The sequence below is a fragment of the Streptomyces sp. CNZ301 genome (assembly GCF_004217425.1).
In genome coordinates, this window is sequence record NZ_SHLG01000001.1 from 2,551,559 (window position 1) to 2,569,582 (window position 18,024).

At 71.5% G+C, this 18,024-nt stretch carries 13 protein-coding genes; 3 read left to right on the forward strand and 10 right to left on the reverse strand.

Annotation, left to right across the window (positions count from 1 at the left end; all coding sequences use genetic code 11):
• Positions 1-42 precede the first annotated feature (42 nt).
• Genes EV375_RS10950 through EV375_RS10960 form a run of 3 tightly spaced genes read left to right on the forward strand, consistent with a single transcriptional unit; the run spans position 43 to position 1,684 of the window.
• Positions 43-1,206 carry a PQQ-dependent sugar dehydrogenase gene (locus tag EV375_RS10950; RefSeq protein WP_130299273.1) on the forward strand — a complete coding sequence of 388 codons (1,164 nt, stop codon included), beginning with the start codon at positions 43-45 and terminating at the stop codon, positions 1,204-1,206.
• A gap of 14 nt (positions 1,207-1,220) precedes the next feature.
• Positions 1,221-1,439, forward strand: a complete 219-nt coding sequence (locus EV375_RS10955; RefSeq protein WP_130299274.1) for a DUF6191 domain-containing protein — start codon at positions 1,221-1,223, stop codon at positions 1,437-1,439.
• Positions 1,439-1,684, forward strand: a complete 246-nt coding sequence (locus EV375_RS10960; protein ID WP_130299275.1) for a DUF6191 domain-containing protein — start codon at positions 1,439-1,441, stop codon at positions 1,682-1,684. The genes EV375_RS10955 and EV375_RS10960 overlap by 1 nt, the downstream gene beginning before the upstream one ends.
• 47 nt (positions 1,685-1,731) lie before the next feature.
• On the opposite strand, the gene EV375_RS10965 is transcribed toward EV375_RS10960, so the two are convergent.
• The 10 genes from EV375_RS10965 to ligA all read right to left on the reverse strand — a co-directional run bounded on the left by EV375_RS10965 (position 1,732) and on the right by ligA (position 18,013).
• The gene (locus tag EV375_RS10965; RefSeq protein WP_486588406.1) at positions 1,732-4,845 is read right to left on the reverse strand and encodes a helix-turn-helix transcriptional regulator; all 3,114 of its coding nucleotides are present in this window, start codon (positions 4,843-4,845) and stop codon (positions 1,732-1,734) included.
• 68 nt (positions 4,846-4,913) lie between these two features.
• Entirely contained in the window at positions 4,914-5,081 is a 168-nt protein-coding gene (locus EV375_RS29080; RefSeq protein WP_165434706.1) for a hypothetical protein, read from the reverse strand.
• 233 nt (positions 5,082-5,314) lie between these two features.
• On the reverse strand, positions 5,315-5,956 hold the full coding sequence (locus EV375_RS10970) for a hypothetical protein (RefSeq protein ID WP_130299276.1): 642 nt from the start codon (positions 5,954-5,956) through the stop codon (positions 5,315-5,317).
• A gap of 6 nt (positions 5,957-5,962) precedes the next feature.
• Positions 5,963-8,320 carry an MMPL family transporter gene (locus EV375_RS10975; protein WP_130301759.1) on the reverse strand — a complete coding sequence of 786 codons (2,358 nt, stop codon included), beginning with the start codon at positions 8,318-8,320 and terminating at the stop codon, positions 5,963-5,965.
• A 474-nt stretch (positions 8,321-8,794) separates the two neighbouring features.
• The gene (gene gatB, locus EV375_RS10980; protein WP_130299277.1) at positions 8,795-10,303 is read right to left on the reverse strand and encodes an Asp-tRNA(Asn)/Glu-tRNA(Gln) amidotransferase subunit GatB; all 1,509 of its coding nucleotides are present in this window, start codon (positions 10,301-10,303) and stop codon (positions 8,795-8,797) included.
• A 12-nt stretch (positions 10,304-10,315) separates the two neighbouring features.
• A complete protein-coding gene (locus tag EV375_RS10985) occupies positions 10,316-10,561 on the reverse strand; it encodes a hypothetical protein (protein WP_130299278.1) in 246 nt (81 codons plus the stop codon).
• Entirely contained in the window at positions 10,558-12,051 is a 1,494-nt protein-coding gene (gene gatA, locus EV375_RS10990) for an Asp-tRNA(Asn)/Glu-tRNA(Gln) amidotransferase subunit GatA (RefSeq protein WP_130299279.1), read from the reverse strand. Before gatA ends, EV375_RS10985 begins: the two co-directional genes overlap by 4 nt.
• Positions 12,052-12,054: 3 nt before the next feature.
• Complete coding sequence (gene gatC / locus EV375_RS10995; protein ID WP_055486423.1) at positions 12,055-12,351, reverse strand: Asp-tRNA(Asn)/Glu-tRNA(Gln) amidotransferase subunit GatC; 297 nt, start codon at positions 12,349-12,351, stop codon at positions 12,055-12,057.
• A 939-nt stretch (positions 12,352-13,290) separates the two neighbouring features.
• A complete protein-coding gene (locus EV375_RS11000; protein ID WP_486588407.1) occupies positions 13,291-15,576 on the reverse strand; it encodes a bifunctional diguanylate cyclase/phosphodiesterase in 2,286 nt (761 codons plus the stop codon).
• 256 nt (positions 15,577-15,832) lie between these two features.
• Positions 15,833-18,013 (reverse strand): NAD-dependent DNA ligase LigA, encoded by a 2,181-nt coding sequence (ligA, locus tag EV375_RS11005; protein ID WP_130299280.1) that lies wholly within the window; start codon positions 18,011-18,013, stop codon positions 15,833-15,835.
• Positions 18,014-18,024 lie beyond the last annotated feature (11 nt).

Here is an 18,024-nt window from a genome sequence, read left to right on the forward strand (position 1 = left end):
TCACACCGTGACCGAGCACACCGACACCGGGAGGCACCGACCGTGCGAAGCCGCTATCTGCCGTCCGTACGAGCCGCCGCGGCGGGGCTCGTCGTCCTGGCGCTGGTGACCACGGGCTGTTCCGACGACTCGGGCGGACCCTCGCCCGAGAAGTCCCGCTCCGGCTCGCCCAGCGCGGAGAGCGGGCCGGACGCCACGGCATCGGCGGCGCCCGCGAAGGGATCGGTGAAGGTGGAGCGCACCATCACCACACGTCTGAAGTCGCCTTGGGGCCTGGCGCCGCTCCCGGACGGCGGGCTGCTGGTGTCCCAGCGCGACGACGGCAAGATCCTCCGCGTCGACGAGCGCAACGGCAAGAAGACCGAACTCGGCACGGTGCCGGGCGTGCAGGCGAGCGGCGAGGGCGGCCTCCTCGGCATCGCCGTGCCGCCCGACAACGCCAAGATGGTCTACGCGTATCTGACGACGGCCTCCGACAACCGCATCGTCCGCATGGTCTACGACCCGGAGAAGCCCAGCGGCCGGCAGCTCGGAGCACCCGACACGGTCCTCAAGGGAATCCCGAAGGGCGAGATCCACAACGGCGGACGCATCGCGTTCGGGCCCGACAAGATGCTCTACGCCGGCACGGGTGAGTCGGGCCAGGGCGGCCTGGCGCAGGACAAGAAGTCCCTGGGCGGCAAGATCCTCCGCATCACGCCCGACGGCGACCCGCCCGGCCAGGGCAACCCGGAGCCCGACTCGTACCTCTACAGCTACGGCCACCGGAACGTGCAGGGCCTCGCCTGGGACGCCGAGAAGCGGCTGTGGGCGAGCGAGTTCGGCCAGAACACGTGGGACGAGCTGAATCTCATCCGTCCCGGCAAGAACTACGGCTGGCCCGAGGCCGAGGGACGCGAGGGGAAGTCCGGCTTCGTCGACCCGGTCGAGCAGTGGCGCACGGCCGACGCGTCGCCCAGCGGCATCGCCATCGTCAAGGGCTCCGTGTGGATGGCGGGCCTGCGCGGCGAACGGCTGTGGCGCATCCCGCTGAAGGGCACGGCGCCGGCGGCCGACCCGCAGGCGTTCCTGGAGGGCAGGTACGGACGGCTGCGTACCGTCGTCGCCGACGGCAGTGGCGGCCTGTGGCTGATGTCGAGCGAGACGGACGGACGCGGAAGCCCGGAAAAGGGCGACGACCGTATCCTGAAGCTGAAAGTGAGCTAGGGCCCGGAGGGCCGATGTTCAACCTGATCGAGGAACTCTTCTCCCCGGGCCGCAGGCACACGGACGACGAACGCCGGCGGCTGGAGCACACACGGGTCGAAGAGGGCAGCAACGATCCGGGGCAGGGCCCGATCGACCTGAGCTCCGGACGCGTGCTGATCCGCCCTCGGGAGGAACGGGCCACGGACACGGCGGACGCGCGGACCGACCACGACGGCGACAGGAGCCGGTGATGGACATCGCGGGCAGCATCTTCCATCCGAGCCAGCAGCACGCTCAGCACGAGCAGCAACGACTGGAGCACACCTACGTCGTCGAGGGAACTCACGAACCGGGCTGCGGCCCGGTCGACCTCGGCTCCGGCAGGATCGTGATCGCTCTCCAGGACCAGCACGCGATACTGCCCGCGCGGCCGAAGCTCGAAGAGGACTCCGACGGTGAGGACTCCGGCGCCGACGGACCGCCCGACCTTCTCTGACCCGGGCACCGCCCACCTCACCGCCCGGCGGCACCGGCCCGGCGGGCTCAGCCCGCTGCCGGGCGCGTGTCCGCGTCGGTGAGCAGCCGCAGCCGGTGAGCCATGGCCGCGGCCTCGCCGCGCCCGCCCACCCCGAGCTTCGCCAGGATGTTGGAGACGTGCACGCTCGCCGTCTTGGGCGAGATGAACAGCTGCTCGGCTATCTGCCTGTTGCTGCGCCCGGCGGCGACGAGGCGGAGCACGTCCCGCTCACGCTGCGTCAGCCCGAAGGTGTCCGCGGGCTCCTCCGCCTGCGCCGGGGAACGCCGCGCTCCCGATGACGGCGCGGCGGCAGCAGGCAGCCGGGCCCGTACGGAGAGCTGTTCGATCTCGGTGCGGAGCGGTTCGGCGCCGAGCCGCCGGGCGACCTTGTACGCCGCCGCCAGCAGTTCGTTCGCACGCTCGCGCGCCTCGCGGCTCTGCGCCCCGTCCTCGAGCAGCGCTTCCGCCGAGCGCTGACGCGCCAGGGCCAGGTGGTACGGGCGCTCCATCGCCTCGAAGGCCTCTGTGACCGCCTGCCAGGCCCCGGGGTCCGAACACCCCTCGGCCCGGCGGATCTCCGCCGAGACAAGCGCCGCGTGCGCCTCCCAGACGGGCGCCGGATGCGGCAGGCGACGCGCGGCGGTGCGCAGTTCCTCCAGCACGGCCGCGCGCCCCTCCTCGGCGGCGGGCAGGCCGCGCACGCCGGCCTCGTGCACCGCCGCGGCGTGCAGCAGCGGCCAGGCGTATCGGTGCGTACCGGGCGGGAAGCCCGCTTCCAGCGCGGCCCTCAACTCCGCGCGTACAGCGGCGAAGTCACCGCGGCCCGCAGCCACCGCCAGCTCGAAGTGGCGCAGCTGGACGGCGGCGTTCGCGGCGGCCGCATGGCTGCCCATCACCTCGCGCGCCGCCTCCACGGTCGCCTTCAGGCCCTCCAGATCGCCGTGACCGAGCTGGAGATGGGCCTTCATCAGGGCGGCGAAGCCCTTGGTCTCCGCCGAGCGCGCCGCTGCCGCCGCCTCCTCCGTGATCCGGGCGGCGTCGGCCCACTCCCCCAAGGCGTACAGCGACTCGGCCTGGTTGCCCAGCGCGAAGCCGCACATGTCGGGGCGTCCGTGCGTCGCCGCTCCCTCCGCCGCCCGTACCGCGGCGGCGACCGCTTCCCGGGAGCGGCCCGCGGACTCCAGTTCCGTGGCGATGTTGATGTCGGCCCGCCCGACGACGCCGAAAGCGCCCGCCGCGAGGGCCGCTTCACGCGCGATGCTCATCTCGTCGATGCCCGCGCCGAGATCGCCGGAGTCGGCCATGAGGATGCCGAGGGTGATGCGGCCCTGCCACTCGATCGTGGTGGCCCCGACGACGCGGGCGAGCTCGACGGCCCGTACCGCCGTGCTCATGGCCTCCGGGCCGGGCCGGTGCATCATGCCCCAGCTCGCGGCGCTGGTCAGCACGTCCGCGTGCACGGCGGACGGCGGCAGCCCGCGCACGAGTTCCTGGGCACGGGCGATCTCGGCCCATCCGTCACCCCGGCCCAGGGCCTCGACGGTCTTGGCGCGGCTGACCCAGAACCACGCGGCGCGCAGCGGATCCACGTCGTGGTCCAGCAGGTCGAGGGCGCGTTTGGTCAGGGCGAGGGCGCGCTCGACGTCACCGCCGGTGCGGGCGGCCACGACGGCCTCGGCCAGCAGCTCCATGAACGACAGCGACTCCGCGGCCGGTTCCTCGGGACAGTCGGCGGGGCGGGGATAGACCTCCGCCTCGTCCATGGGGCGCAGCCGCTCCCGCACCTCCCCCGGGACCTCGTGCCACAGCTCGATGGCGCGCTCCAGCAGCTGGTGCTGCTCGGCGAAGGCGTGTCTTCGCCGGGCCTCGACGGCCGCGGCGAGCACGGCGGGCAGCGCCTTCGCCGCGTCCCGGCCGTGGTACCAGTAGTGCGCCAGGCGCGTCGTGCACTCCTCGGGCCGTACGAGCGAGGGGTCGGCCTCCAGGGACTTCGCATAGCGGCGGTTGAGTGCTGCGGCCTCCCCCGGCAGCAGGTCCTCGCCGACCGCCTCGCGCAGCAGGGCGTGCCGGAACCGGTAGCCGTCTCCGTCCTCGGTCGGCAGCAGCACGTTGGCGCCGACGGCCACGCGCAGCGCGTCCAGCAGTTCGGCCGCGGGCAGTTCGCAGACGGCGGCGAGCAGCGCGTGTCCCACGGCGGACCCGCCCTGGGCGGCGACCCTCAGCACCTGCTGGGCGTGCTCCGGGAGCGCTTCGACACGTACCAGCAGCAGGTCGCGCAGGGTGTCGCTGATGCCGCACGTGGCGCAGTTGGCGGTGAGCTCCTCGACGAAGAAGGGGTTGCCGTCGGAGCGTTCGAAGATGACGCGGGCCTGCTCGGGTTCGGGTTCGGCGACCCCCTGGATCGCCGCTATCTGCGCGTGCACCTCCGCGCGTGTCAGCCGGGGCAGTTCGATGCGGCGTACGCTGCGCAGCCGGTCGAGCTCGGCCAGGAAGGGCCGCAGCGGATGGCGGCGGTGGATGTCGTCCGAGCGGTACGTGGCGAGCAGGACCAGCCGTGAGGTGTGCACGGAGCGGTAGAGATAGCCGAGGAGTTCGCGGGTGGAGCGGTCGGCCCAGTGCAGGTCCTCCAGGGCGATCACGACCGTACGGCCGGTGGCCAGCCGTTCCAGCAGCTGTGCCGTCAGCTCGAAGAGGCGGGCACGTCCGTCCTCTTCGTCGTACGCCTCGGCGGCCGCGGCTCCGGGGCTGCCGGGCGCGGGCGCCAGATCGGGCAGCAGGCGGGCCAGCTCGGCCTCCCGGCCGGCGACGGCCGCGGCGAGATCCGCCTCGCCCAGGCTCCGGTGCAGGCCGCGCAGGGCCGTGGCGAAGGGCGCGAACGGCAGCCCGTCCGCGCCCAGTTCGAGACAGCCGCCGACGGCCGTGGTGGCTCCGGCGGCGCGGGCGGTCCGGAGGAATTCCTCCAGCAGGCGGCTCTTGCCGACGCCTGCCTCACCGCCCAGGAGCAGTGCCTGCGGCTCGCCCGCGCCGGCGCGGGCGAGCGCATCCTTGAGCAGCGTCAGTTCGTCGGCGCGGCCGACGAATACCGGACTGATGGTGGTCTGGCTGGGCACGTCGCCCAGCATGGCACCTGCCACCGACATTGCGGCAGCCGGTTTCCCGCCCGGCGCCGGCCCTCTCAGGACGGGCCGCAGCGGCGCCGGTGCCTCCTTCACGCGGACCGGAGCCAGAAGCGGCGTGCCCGCCTCGCGTGGCGCGCGGCCTCCTCCCGGTGCTGGTGGCCGCCTCCGTCGGCCTCAAGGGCGCGGCGCTCAGCCGCGGCCTTCTGCCGCATTTCGGCTATGCGCAGGAGCCCTGCCTCGTGGCCGTAGTAGTGCATCTCTGACTCTCCCGGTGTCGTGTGGACGGTCTGCTTTTCGCTGTCTCCACACTCGTCTCCCAGGTGGGCTCGCCGCATCGGGCACCTGCCCGGTCTTACGGGTCCACGGGGCCTTAGCCGTGCGGCCGGGGGGTCTTAGGCGGGCTTCCGGCACGGCTGAGCCGCCCGCCCTCGGGTCCTCGGACCCGTGGGCGGGCGGCTCGGCCGGTGGTCGCTTCAGATGTGAACGGCGGTCACTGCGCGGGCGGCCCGGCGGGCGCGCTCGGCATCTCGGGAGCCGGGGCGAACAGGTCGAGGTACATGCCGCCGGCCACGGCGAGGCCGATCACGCCGAGGATGACTCCGCCCAGCGCGACCGCCTTGACCCAGGAGGCCGTCTCGGCCCGCTTGGCGACGAGCGCGAACAGCACACCGCCCACGAGCACGGCGAGCAGCGCGAAGATCCCGTTCAGGAGGGCGGTCGCATGCCAGGGCGCGCCGTAGAGCGCGTTGATCTGGTCGGCTCCGCCGCCTCCGCCCTGCGGGGCCTGGGCGCTGCTCTCGATCTGCCCGATGAGCTGTTTGCGATCGCGCAGCATCTCGCTGAGAGAGGTGCCCGTGAGGGACACGAGGCCCAGCGCGGCGCTCACGACGGCGCCGGCGCCGGCACCCGGCCCGCTGCGGCGCACGTCGGTCGCGACGACGGTCTCCTCCTCGACGTGGATCTCGTCGGGGGAGGCGTCGTCCTGGAGGATCTCGGTGCGGGTGTCAGCGGTACCGGCGGCGGTCTCTTCCGCCTTGCCGGTGGCCTTGTCGTCGGTGTTGCCGGTACCGGTCTCCGCCGGCGTGGCGGCGGTCTCTTCGGTCTTGTCGGTCTTGGTCGTCTCGGTAGCCATGGGGCGTCACCGTAGGGGCCGTTTCTGAGAGTCCGATGAGAGTTCGGGACGCGGCGCGGGGACCGCCCCGGCGGCCGCGGCGGCGACGGGTTCCGGCAGCGCTTCGGGAGAGGGTTCGGGGACGGCTTCCGGTTCGATGCTGAGGCGCGGCAGCAACCGGTCCATCCAGCGCGGCAGCCACCAGTTGGCGCCGCCCAGCATGTGCATCAGGGCCGGGACCAGCAACGTACGCAGCACGAACGCGTCCAGCGCCACGGCGGCCGCGAGACCGATGCCGAACATCGCGATGATCCTGTCGCCGCTGAGCACGAACGCGCCGAAGACCGCGATCATGATGACGGCGGCCGAGTTGATCACCCGTCCCGTCTCGGCCAGCCCCACGCGTACGGATCTGCGGTTGTCGCCGGTCAGACGCCACTCCTCGTACATGCGGCTGACGAGGAAGACCTGGTAGTCCATCGACAGCCCGAAGAGCACCGACACCATGATCACCGGCAGGAACGGTTCGATCGGGCCGGAGCCGCCCAGGCCCATCAGGCCGCTGCCCCAGCCCCACTGGAAGACTGCGACGACGACGCCGCAGGCCGCTGCCACCGCCATCACGTTCATCAGCGCGGCCTTCAGCGGGATACCGATGCTGCGGAAGGCGAGCAGCAGCAGCGCGCAGCCGAGGGAGACCACCACACCGACGAACAGCGGCAGCTTGCCGAGTATCACGGAGGCGAAGTCGTCGTGCGCCGCCGTGATTCCGCCGACCTTCACGTCCAGGGAGCTGGAGTCGGCCGCCTGGGGCAGCACGTCCTCGCGCAGGTCCTCCACGAGCTGCGAGGTGCTCTCGGACTGCGGCGCGCCGTCCGGGACGACGGTGATCACGCCGGTGCTGCCGCTGCCGTTCAGCTCCGCCCCGGAGACGTGGGCGACGCCTTCGACGTCGCGCAGCTCGCCGGGCAGCTTCTCGAAGTCGAGCTTCGCCTTGGCGTCGTCGATCTCGCCGACCAGCGTGAGCGGACCGTTCGTGCCGGCCCCGAACCCGTCGGACATCAGGTCGTAGGCCTGCCGGGTCGTCGTCGTACTCGGGTTGCTGCCCTGGTCGGAGGTGCCCAGCTGAAGCCCGCCGACCGGCACCGCCAGCCCCACCATCAGCACCGCGGCGATGCCGCCGAGCAGCCGCGGACGGCGCGCGACGAAGGCCGACCAGCGCGCCGCCGCACCGGCACGGGCACGGCCGCCGGCCTTCCCCGGCTTCTCGTCCTCGTCGGCCATGTGCAGGTCGGCCGGCTCCTCCGGTCCGTGTTCGGCGAGCCTGCGCCGTTCGCGTCTGCTCAGTGCGCGCTTGCCGATCACGCCGAGCAGGGCGGGCAGGAGCGTCACCGAGGAGAGCACCGTCAGCACCACGGTCAGCGAGGCGGCGATGGCGACCCCGTTCAGGAAGCTCAGCTTCAGTACGAGCATGCCCAGGAGGGCGATGCAGACCGTCACGCCCGCGAACACCACGGCCCGTCCCGCCGACGCGACGGCACGCTCCGCCGCCTCCGCGACGGGCATGCCCTCCTTCAGGCCCCGGCGGTGTCTGGTGACGATGAAGAGGGCGTAGTCGATACCGACGCCGAGGCCGATGAGGGTGCCGAGCATCGGCGCGAAGTCGGCCACCGTCATCACATGACTCAGCAGTCCGATGCCGAGGATCCCCGTGCCGACGCTGACGAGCGCCGTCACCAGGGGCAGCAGCATCGCCGCGAGGGAGCCGAAGGCCAGCAGCAGCACGACGGCCGCCACGGCGATGCCGACGGCCTCGCTGATGTGGCCTTCCTGCTTCTCGGTCAGCGCGACGCCTGGGCCGCCGAGCTCGACGTCCATGCCGGGCACGTCGTCGCCGGCGCGCTGCGCCGTGTCGACGACGCGCTGCACGTCCTTCTTGTCGAGCTTCTCCAGGGGAGCGTCGAACTTCACCGTCGCGTATGCGGTGCGGCCGTCACGGCTGATGCGGTCCTGTTGCTCGCCGCGCTCGCCGCCGCCGGCGGGGCCGTAGGGGCTCTGGACCGAGGCGACTCCGGGCAGGGCCGCGACGTCGTCGAGGGTCCGGTCCATGGTCTTCTCGACCTGGGTGTCGCGGACCTTGTCGGTGGCGGCGTCGGTTCCCTTGCCCGTGTGCCAGACGATGGTGTCGCCGTCGCCCCGGCGGTCCGGGAAGCTCTCGCTGATCAGCGTGTTGGCCCGCCCGGACTCGGTGCCCGGCACGTCGTACTTGTTGGAGAAGGCCGAACCGGTGAGGACGGCCGAGGTGCCCACGCCCAGCAGGACGGCACACCAGAGAAGGATCACGGACAGACGGCGGCGCAGACACCACCGAGCGAGAGCCGTCATGTACGCGTCGACCTCTTCCAGGGGCATGGGGCGTGTACGGATCCCCCGGCCCGGGTGGTACGTCGTTCCGCACGGGTCCGGCGGGGAGCGGGTTGTGGGATCCCCCCAGGCCGCCAGGCCGAGGGGTGGGGGTCCCCCCAGCCGTTAGGCGAGGGGGAACATCGTGATGCGGTCGTGATGTTCCGCTCTGGCAGAGTGACACCGCACGAAGATCCTTTGCCACCTTTGTGTTGATGGCCACATATGCGGTGCCGACCTCGCTCAGCAGCAGGTCGTCCCGTACGTCGGTCCCCGACGAGATGTGTGCCGGTGCAAAGCCACGAGGGCGGGCAGGGGCCGGGGGCCGCCCGCGGGAGCCGCCGGGAAGGGGGCCACCACACAGGGGCCGCCCGCATAGGGGCCCGCACGAAAGGGGCGGCCCGTGCGGACTGCCCCTTCCCTGTGCGTCCGGCTCCTCGACACAGAGCCCCGGACTCAGCCCTCGACGCCGAGCTTCTCCAGGATCAGCTCGCGCACGCGCGCCGCGTCCGCCTGCCCGCGCGTGGCCTTCATGACCGCGCCGACGAGCGCGCCGGCCGCCTGCACCTTGCCGCCGCGGATCTTCTCCGCGATGGCGGCGTTGCCCGCGATGGCCTCGTCCACGGCGGCGCCGAGCGCGCCCTCGTCGGAGACCACCTTCAGCCCGCGCTTCTCCACGACCTCGTCCGGCGTGCCCTCGCCGTCCAGCACGCCCTCGATGGCCTGCCGCGCGAGCTTGTCGTTGAGCGAGCCCTCCTCGACGAGCGCACACACCCGGGCGACGTCCTCCGGACCGATGGGCAGGTCCGCCAGATCGGTACCCGACTCGTTGGCGCGGCGGGCGAGTTGGCCCATCCACCACTTGCGGGCCTGGTCGGCGGGCGCGCCCGCGTCGACGGTCGCCACGATCAGGCCGACCGCACCAGCGTTGAGGGCGGACTGCATCTCGTGCTGCGAGATGCCCCATTCCTCCCGCAGCCTGTTGCGGCGCAGGCGCGGCAGTTCCGGCAGGCCTGCCCGCAGCTCCTCGACCCACTCGCGCGACGGAGCGACGGGGACGAGGTCCGGCTCGGGGAAGTAGCGGTAGTCCTCCGCCTCCTCCTTGACGCGGCCGGAGGTGGTGCTGCCGTTGTCCTCGTGGAAGTGCCGGGTCTCCTGGACGATCTTCTCGCCCGCGTCCAGCACCGCGGCGTGCCGCTGGATCTCGAAGCGGGCCGCACGCTCCACACTGCGCAGCGAGTTGACGTTCTTCGTCTCGCTGCGCGTACCGAACGCGCTCTCACCCCTGGGACGCAGCGACAGGTTGACGTCGCAGCGCATCTGCCCCATTTCCATGCGGGCCTCGGAGACGCCCAACGCCTTGATCAGTTCCCGCAGTTCGGCCACGTACGCCTTCGCCACCTCGGGCGCGCGCTCCCCCGCGCCCTCGATCGGCTTGGTGACGATCTCGATGAGCGGGATGCCGGCGCGGTTGTAGTCGAGCAGCGAGTGCGAGGCGCCGTGGATGCGGCCCGTGGCGCCGCCGATGTGCGTCGACTTGCCGGTGTCCTCCTCCATGTGCGCGCGCTCGATCTCGACCCGGAAGACCTCGCCGTCCTCCAACTGCACGTCGAGGTAGCCGTTGAAGGCGATCGGCTCGTCGTACTGGGAGGTCTGGAAGTTCTTCGGCATGTCCGGGTAGAAGTAGTTCTTCCGCGCGAAGCGGCACCACTCCGCGATCTCGCAGTTCAGCGCGAGACCGATGCGCACAGCGGACTCGACGCCCTTGGCGTTGACGACCGGAAGCGCGCCGGGCAGCCCCAGACAGGTCGGGCACGTCTGGCTGTTGGCGTCGGCGCCGAGGGTCGTCGAACAGCCGCAGAACATCTTCGTCGCGGTGCCGAGCTCGACGTGGACCTCGAGCCCCATGACGGGGTCGTAGGTGGCCAACGCGTCCTCGTACGGCACCAGTTCAGTGACGGTCACGGATTTCGCCTCTCAGTCGTCCCAGAGGACATCGTCGATGTCGAGCCGTCGCAGCTCCCGTACGAGCAGCGCCACACCGGTGACGATCCCCGCGGCCGAGACGGCGACGTCGACCAGCTGGAGCGTGTCGCCCTCGCGCCGGGCCTCCCTGCCGCGCTTGACCGTGCCGACCACGCTGAAGAGGGATGCCGCGATGGACACGTACATCCCGGTGCGGGACTTCTTGAACCCCTTGGCCTTCTGCAGCTTTCCACTCACAGCGACGGTGCCTCCTCAAGCAGCGGGTGCCCCCAACGTGCCTGGTGAGCTTCTTCCAGAGCCGCACCGACACGATAGAGACGGTCATCGGCCATGGCCGGGGCGATGATCTGGAGCCCCACCGGAAGGCCGTCCTCCGGGGCCAGACCGCACGGTACGGACATGGCGGCGTTCCCGGCCAGGTTGGACGGGATGGTGCACAGGTCGGCCAGATACATGGCCATCGGGTCGTCGGCGCGCTCGCCGATCGGGAAGGCCGTGGTCGGCGTGGTGGGCGAGACAAGCACGTCCACCTCGCCGAAGGCACGCTCGAAGTCACGCTTGATGAGCGTGCGGACCTTCTGCGCCGAGCCGTAGTACGCGTCGTAGTAGCCGGAGCTGAGCGCGTACGTACCGAGCATGACGCGGCGCTTGACCTCGTCCCCGAAGCCCGCCGCACGGGTCAGCGCGGTGACCTCCTCCGCTGAGCGCGTCCCGTCGTCGCCCACGCGCAGGCCGTAGCGCATCGCGTCGAAGCGGGCCAGGTTGGAGGAACACTCCGACGGAGCGATCAGGTAGTACGCGGCCAGCGCCTTCGTGAAGGACGGGCACGAGACCTCGACGATCTCGGCGCCCAGTTCGCGCAACAACTCCACGGTCTCGTCGACGCGCTGGAGCACTCCCGCCTGATAGCCCTCGCCCCGGAACTCCTTGACGACGCCGACGCGCAGACCCGCCACGTCGCCGTTGCGGGCGGCCGTGACGACGTCCGGCACGGGCTGGTCGATCGAAGTCGAGTCCAGCTCGTCGTGGCCCGCGATGACGGAGTGCAGCAGAGCCGCGTCCAGCACGTTGCGGGCACAGGGCCCTCCCTGGTCGAGGGAGGAGGAGAAGGCGACCATGCCGTAGCGGGAGACCCCGCCGTAGGTCGGCTTCACGCCCACGGTGCCGGTGACGGCGGCGGGCTGGCGGATGGAACCGCCGGTGTCGGTGCCGATCGCCAACGGCGCCTCGTACGCGGTGAGCGCCGCGGAGGAGCCGCCGCCGGAGCCGCCGGGGATGCGCGTGAGGTCCCACGGGTTGCCCGTCGGCCCGTAGGCGCTGTTCTCGGTCGAGGACCCCATGGCGAACTCGTCCATGTTGGTCTTGCCGAGGATGACGACGTCCGCCTCCTTCAGCTTCCGCACGACGGTCGCGTCGTACTGCGGAACCCAGCCCTCGAGGATCTTCGAACCCACCGTCGTGGGCACGCCCGCCGTGGTGAAGAGGTCCTTCACAGCGATCGGCACGCCGGCCAGCGGACCGAGCCGCTCACCGCGCGCACGCTTCTCGTCGACCTCGCGGGCCTTGGCGAGGGCGCCCTCACGGTCGACGTGCAGGAACGCGTGCACCTTCTCGTCCACCGCGTCGATGCGCGCCAGATGCGCCTCGGCGACCTCGACGGCGGTGACCTCGCCGCTCGCGATCCGCTCCGCGGTCTCCGCCGCGGTCAGTCTCGTCAGATCGGCCATCGCTCAGTCCTCCCCCAGGATCTGCGGCACCTTGAAGCGCTGCTGCTCCTGCGCGGGGGCTCCCGAGAGCGCCTGCTCGGGAGTCAGACCCGGACGCACGTGGTCCGGGCGCATCACATTGGTGAGCGGCAGCGGGTGAGAGGTCGGCGGTACGTCCTCGTTGGCGACGTCGGAAACGGTGGCGACAGCACCGATGATGTCGTCTAGCTGACCGGCGAAGTGATCCAGCTCTTCGTCCTTCAGCTCCAGGCGCGCCAGCCGGGCGAGGTGGGCGACCTCCTCGCGCGAGATGCCAGGCATGCAGCGGTCCTCTGGGTGAGTGTCGGATCTTCCGCTCCCAATCCTATGGCTCCCGCGACGGCGGCTGCGCCGGGCCCGGTCTCCGGGCGGGGTGCGGGCCGGGTGCGGGCGGTGGCGGGCAGACGGGTGCGCAGATGGTGCGTGGTGGGTACGCCTCCGCGCGTGGCGGGTGGCGGGGGCGTGCGTTCCCCTTGCGGGGTGCGGGGGCGCGGGGTGCGGGGCGCCTGCGGTGTGTGGTCGGTGACGGGGCCGTGCCGCTCCGGCGGCGGCTCCGGGAGGGCATGATTTACGGCCGCCCACGCAAAGAGACTTGGTGAGCTCTGCGGCGGCCACAAATCACGCTTGAGTCTCCCGGAACCACCCCCTCCGCGTCCCGCCCCCTTCCGTCCGTTCGCGCTTTCCCCAGGTGGCCGCGATTGGCACCCGTTTCTCTCCGTACGGGACCAGCGGCCGCTCGGTCGCGGGCGCCCACCGCGACTGGCCTGGGTGCACGCCGCCCCCTGCGGTCGTGCCACCCGGAAGCTCAACAGGACTACGGCCAGGGGCGGTTGACGTGAGACGAACCGCAGGTCTCCCTGATCGGAAACGTAAAGGTGACGTCGTCTGGGCCACTGCGGGACAGCCGCTGGACAGGCGGGAGGGGGTGGGACGTGGAGGCGTGCGTGTCCGGACACCCAAGCGTGATTTGTGGCCGTCGCAGAGATCAGCAAGTCTCCGTGCGTGGGCGGCCGTAAATCATGCCGTCCGGACATGTACGCCGGAGCGGCCCGCCCCCGGCACCAGGAACACAGCGAACGCGCCCCGGCACACGCGTCAGCCGCCCGTCCCCCGCACCACGAACCCACCGAACACGCCCTCGGCACAGGCAGCCGAAGGCGCCCGCCACCGCACCACGAACCCACCGGAAGCGGATCGGGACTTGCTGCGGCCGGCAGGCCGTTACTGGACCGGCTGCCAGCCCGTGGGGCGGTTCGCGTCATGGGACCCGTTCGGCTTCGAGGGCGGCCCCGAGGAACGGGGCCCGCTCCCCGTGGAGCCGGTGTGCGGACGGATCGAGCTCGTGGCCGACGCCGACGGGCCGCACTCCAACTGCGGTTGCGGACGGGCGCTCTCCAAGGAGTGCGGGACCCCCTCGCGCGCCCGCAGCCACGCCGTCGTCTCGTCGGGCGGCATGGCTGCGGCCACCAGCCAGCCCTGCACCGCGTCGCATCCCAGATCCCGCAGCCGCTCCCAGGTCTCGTCGTCCTCCACGCCCTCGGCGACGACCAACAGGCCCAGCGAATGCGCCAGATCGACGGTGCAGCGCACGATCTCGGCGTCCTCCGCGTCGACCGCGAGCCGTGCGACGAAGGACCGGTCGATCTTGAGTTCGCTCACCGGCAGCCTGCGCAGGTGCACGAGCGAGGAGTAGCCGGTGCCGAAGTCGTCCAGCGACATCTTCACTCCGTGACCTGCCAGCGCCGCGAGGGTGTCGGCGGCGCGGTGCGGATCCTCCAGCAGGACGTGTTCCGTGATCTCCAACTGGAGCGCGCCGGCGGGGACTCCGTGCCGCGCGAGTCGTCCGGCGACGGCGCCGGCGAAGCCGGGCGCGTGGACGTCGCGGGGCGAGACGTTCACGGCGACGGGAACCGTGAGCCCGTCGGAGCGCCAGCGGGAGACCTGGGCGAGCGCGGTCTCCAGCACGTACTCGGTGAGCCGCGGCATGAGCCCCGACGTCTCGGCGATGGCGATGAACTCGTCCGGGGGAACGCGTCCACGCTCGGGGTGGACCCACCGCACCAGCGCCTCCAGGCCGGAGACGACACCGTCGAAGCCGACCTTCGGCTGGTAGTGCAGCGCGACCTCCCCCGCGTCGAGCGCCCGTCGCAGGTCGGCGAGCAGGCCCAGCCTGTCGGGGGTGTTGCTGTCGCGCGTCGCCTCGTAGACCTCGACGCCCGTGCGGTCCCGCTTGGCCTCGTACATCGCCACGTCCGCGCGCCGCAGCAGCCCTTCGGCCTCGCGTGCGTGCTCCGGGAAGACCGCCACTCCCGCGCTGGCCTCGAGGACGAGCGTCAGCCCGTCGAGGTCGAGCGGCGAGCCCAGCGCGGAGACGAGGGTGCGGGCGGCGCGCATGGCGCTGGTCGTGGAGTCGGCCAGCGGCAGCAGGACGGCGAACTCGTCGCCGCCCAGCCGGGCGGCCTCGGCGCCGCGCGGAAGTTCGGCCCGCAGCCGTTCGGCGATCTTCAACAGCAGTCTGTCGCCTGCGAGATGCCCGAGTGTGTCGTTGACGGAGCGGAAGCGGTCCAGGTCGATGAGGACCAGGGCGGAACGGGCTTCCGTGCGGTCCGCCTCGTCCAGGGCGGACCAGGTGCGCTCCAGCAGCCACTGGCGGTTGGGCAGACCGGTGAGCGGGTCGCGCAGCGCCTCCTCCGCGCGGACGCGGGCGATCCACAGCGTCGAGTCCAGCGCGATGAGCGGCACCGCGAACAGCGGCAGCAGCACGGGCCGGTACGCGGCGACCACCGCTATCAGCGGGGATATGCCCAGCAGGGCGACCGCGACGAGTCCCTGACGCTGCAGCGCCCTGCGCAGCGCGGTGGGCAGGCCTGTCTTGCGCGGGGCCTGCGAGAACCAGAGCAGGGTGCGTGTGATGACGAGGTAGGCGAAGGCGGCCATGACGACCTCGGGCACCGCGAAGTAGCCCCAGTCGTCCGGACTCCACGGATTCCCGACGGACGGGTGCACGCCCGCGGCGGCCAGCGACAGCGCCGCGGCTCCGATGCCCAGGATGTCGACGGCGCCCTGCACCACCGCCTGCCGCCAGTGGCGGCGCACCGCGCCCACCAGAACCACGACGGCGAGGCTCACCAGTACGGCCGGCGCCCAGCCGTACAGCAGCAGGATCGCCAGCGTCAGCGCGGCGCCCGAACCGGTGCCGCTCCACCAGCGGTCACGGCCCAGCGCGACGAGGTGACCGACGATCAGGGCCGTGAGGACCGCCAGGGACCAGCCCGTCACCGCGTCCGGGAAAAGGGCCCTGCCGTCCGTCGCGACCCGGAAGATGCCCGTGCCGAGAGCCAGGCCCGCCCCGACGACCACGAGTAAGGGCAGGCCGGGCACCCGCAGCGCTGCGATGCGTTGCACCCACGGAACGTCCTCCGCTCCGCCCGTGGACCCCGTACTGCCGCTCGTGTCGTCGGGCAGGCTGGAGTACGGGGGGCCGTGGCCCCCAGGAAATTCCTGCATGCCCGTCCCTCCGCCGGCCGTCCGTGCCTGCTTCCCCAAACCAGGCACACACATCAACAGTAGGCCGCACACCGCTTCCAGGGCAGCGATCGTTCCGGGTTGGCTGTGCGCGACCCGGCTGATCCAGCCCCTTTCGCGCACAACAGCCGATAACAGTGCGGCTTCTGAGTGCATACCCGGGCGCAAACGCACGGGACACCTGTGACGGCCACTCAACAATGTTAAAAGTGGGACGAGTTGGCGGGCCCTCAGTGCCCTATTCGGGATGCTTTTCGGCCACTTCGCGTGCGGCGTCCGGGCCTTGCTCCAGAAGAACGGCGAGACCGTCATCGTCCAAAATAGGCACCTTCAACTGGACGGCCTTGTCGTATTTGGACCCAGGGCTTTCCCCGACGACCACGAACCCGGTCTTCTTCGAAACGGATCCGGTCACTTTCGCGCCCCGTTCCTGGAGGGCCTCCTTCGCGCCGTCCCGGGTGAGTGTCGCCAGCGTCCCGGTGACGACGACGGTGATCCCTTCCAGTGGCCGCGGCCCCGACTCCGCCGAGCCCTCCTCCTCCATCCGCACACCCGCGGCACGCCACCGTTCGACGATCTCGCGGTGCCAGTCCTCCGCGAACCAGGCCTTCAGCGAGGCAGCGATGGTCGGCCCGACGCCCTCCGTGGCCGCCAGTTCCTCCTCGCCGGCCTCGGCGATCCGCTCCAGGGAACGGAACTCGCGGGCCAGCGCCTCGGCGGCCACCGGCCCCACATGACGGATCGAGAGCCCGGTGATGATCCGGGGCAGCGGGCGCTCCTTGGCGGCCTGAATGTTCTCCAGCATCGCCAGCGTGTTCTTGCGCGGCTCGCCCTTCTGGTTGGCGAAGAGGGTGACGACCTTCTCCTCGCCGGTCTCCGGATCGCGCTTGGGCAGGCCGCTGTCCGGGTCCAGGACGTAGGACTTGATGGGCAGCAGATCCTCGACCTCCAGGTCGAACAGGCCGCCCTCGTCCTTCAGCGGCGGATCGGCAGGCTCCAGGGGCTGTGTGAGCGCCGACGCCACCACGTAGCCGAAGTGCTCGATGTCGAGGGACTTGCGGCCCGCCAGGTAGAAGAGGCGCTCTCTCAACTGCGCAGGGCAGGAACGGGCGTTGGGGCACCGCAGATCGATGTCGCCCTCCTTCATGGGGCGCAGCGCCGTCCCGCAGTCCGGGCAGTGCGTGGGCATCTCGAACTCGCGCTCGCTGCCGTCCCGCAGATCGGCGACCGGCCCCAGGATCTCCGGGATCACGTCGCCGGCCTTGCGCAGCACCACGGTGTCCCCGATGAGCACGCCCTTGGACCGGACGACCTCCTGGTTGTGCAGGGTGGCGAACTCGACCTCGGAGCCCGCGACCGTCACGGGCTCCACCACCGCGTACGGCGTCACCCGGCCGGTGCGGCCGACGCCGACACGGATGTCGACCAGCTTCGTGTTCACCTCCTCAGGGGCGTACTTCCACGCGATCGCCCAGCGCGGCGCACGCGAGGTGGAGCCCAGGCGCCCCTGGAGCCGGACCTCGTCGAGCTTGACCACGACTCCGTCGATCTCGTGCGCCACCGAGTGACGGTGCTCGCCGTAGTAGGCGATGAACTCGCGGACACCGTCGAGCCCCCTCACCACCTTCGTGTGGTCCGACGTGGGCAGGCCCCACCCCCGCAGCAGGTCGTACGCACCGCTGAGCTTGTCCACGTCGAAGCCGTCGCGGGCACCGACACCGTGCACCACCATGCGCAGCGGACGCGTCGCCGTGATCTTCGGGTCCTTCTGCCGGAGCGAACCGGCCGCCGCGTTGCGCGGGTTGGCGAACGGCTTGTCACCCGCCGCCACCAAGCGGGCGTTGAGCTCCTCGAATCGCTCCATCGGGAAGAAGACCTCCCCGCGGACTTCGACCAGTCCGGGGACGTTCTCGCCGCTGAGCCGCTCAGGGATGTCGGCGATCGTGCGGACGTTGGGCGTGATGTCCTCGCCCGTGCGCCCGTCGCCGCGGGTGGCCGCGCGGGTCAGCCTCCCGTGCTCGTAGGTCAGATTGACCGCCAGGCCGTCGATCTTCAGCTCGCACAGGAAGTGGTGCTCCACGCCTTCCAGTTCACGCGAGAGGCGCTCGGCCCATTCGTCGAGCTCCGCGTCGTCGAAGGCGTTGTCCAGGGACAGCATCCTCTCGCGGTGCGCGACCTCCGTGAACTCCGTCTCGTACTGGCCCGCGACCTTCTGCGTCGGCGAATCCGGCGTCACCAGCTCCGGGTGGTCCGCCTCCACCGCCTCCAGTTCGCGCAGCAGCCTGTCGAACTCGGCGTCGCTGACGACGGGCGCGGCCTTCACGTAGTAGCGGAAGCGGTGCTCCTCGATCTGCTCCGCCAGCCGCTGGTGCCTCTCCCGCACGTCCGCGGGCGCTGGGGCTTGCTCGTTGCCGGCCACCGTCTCGTCCT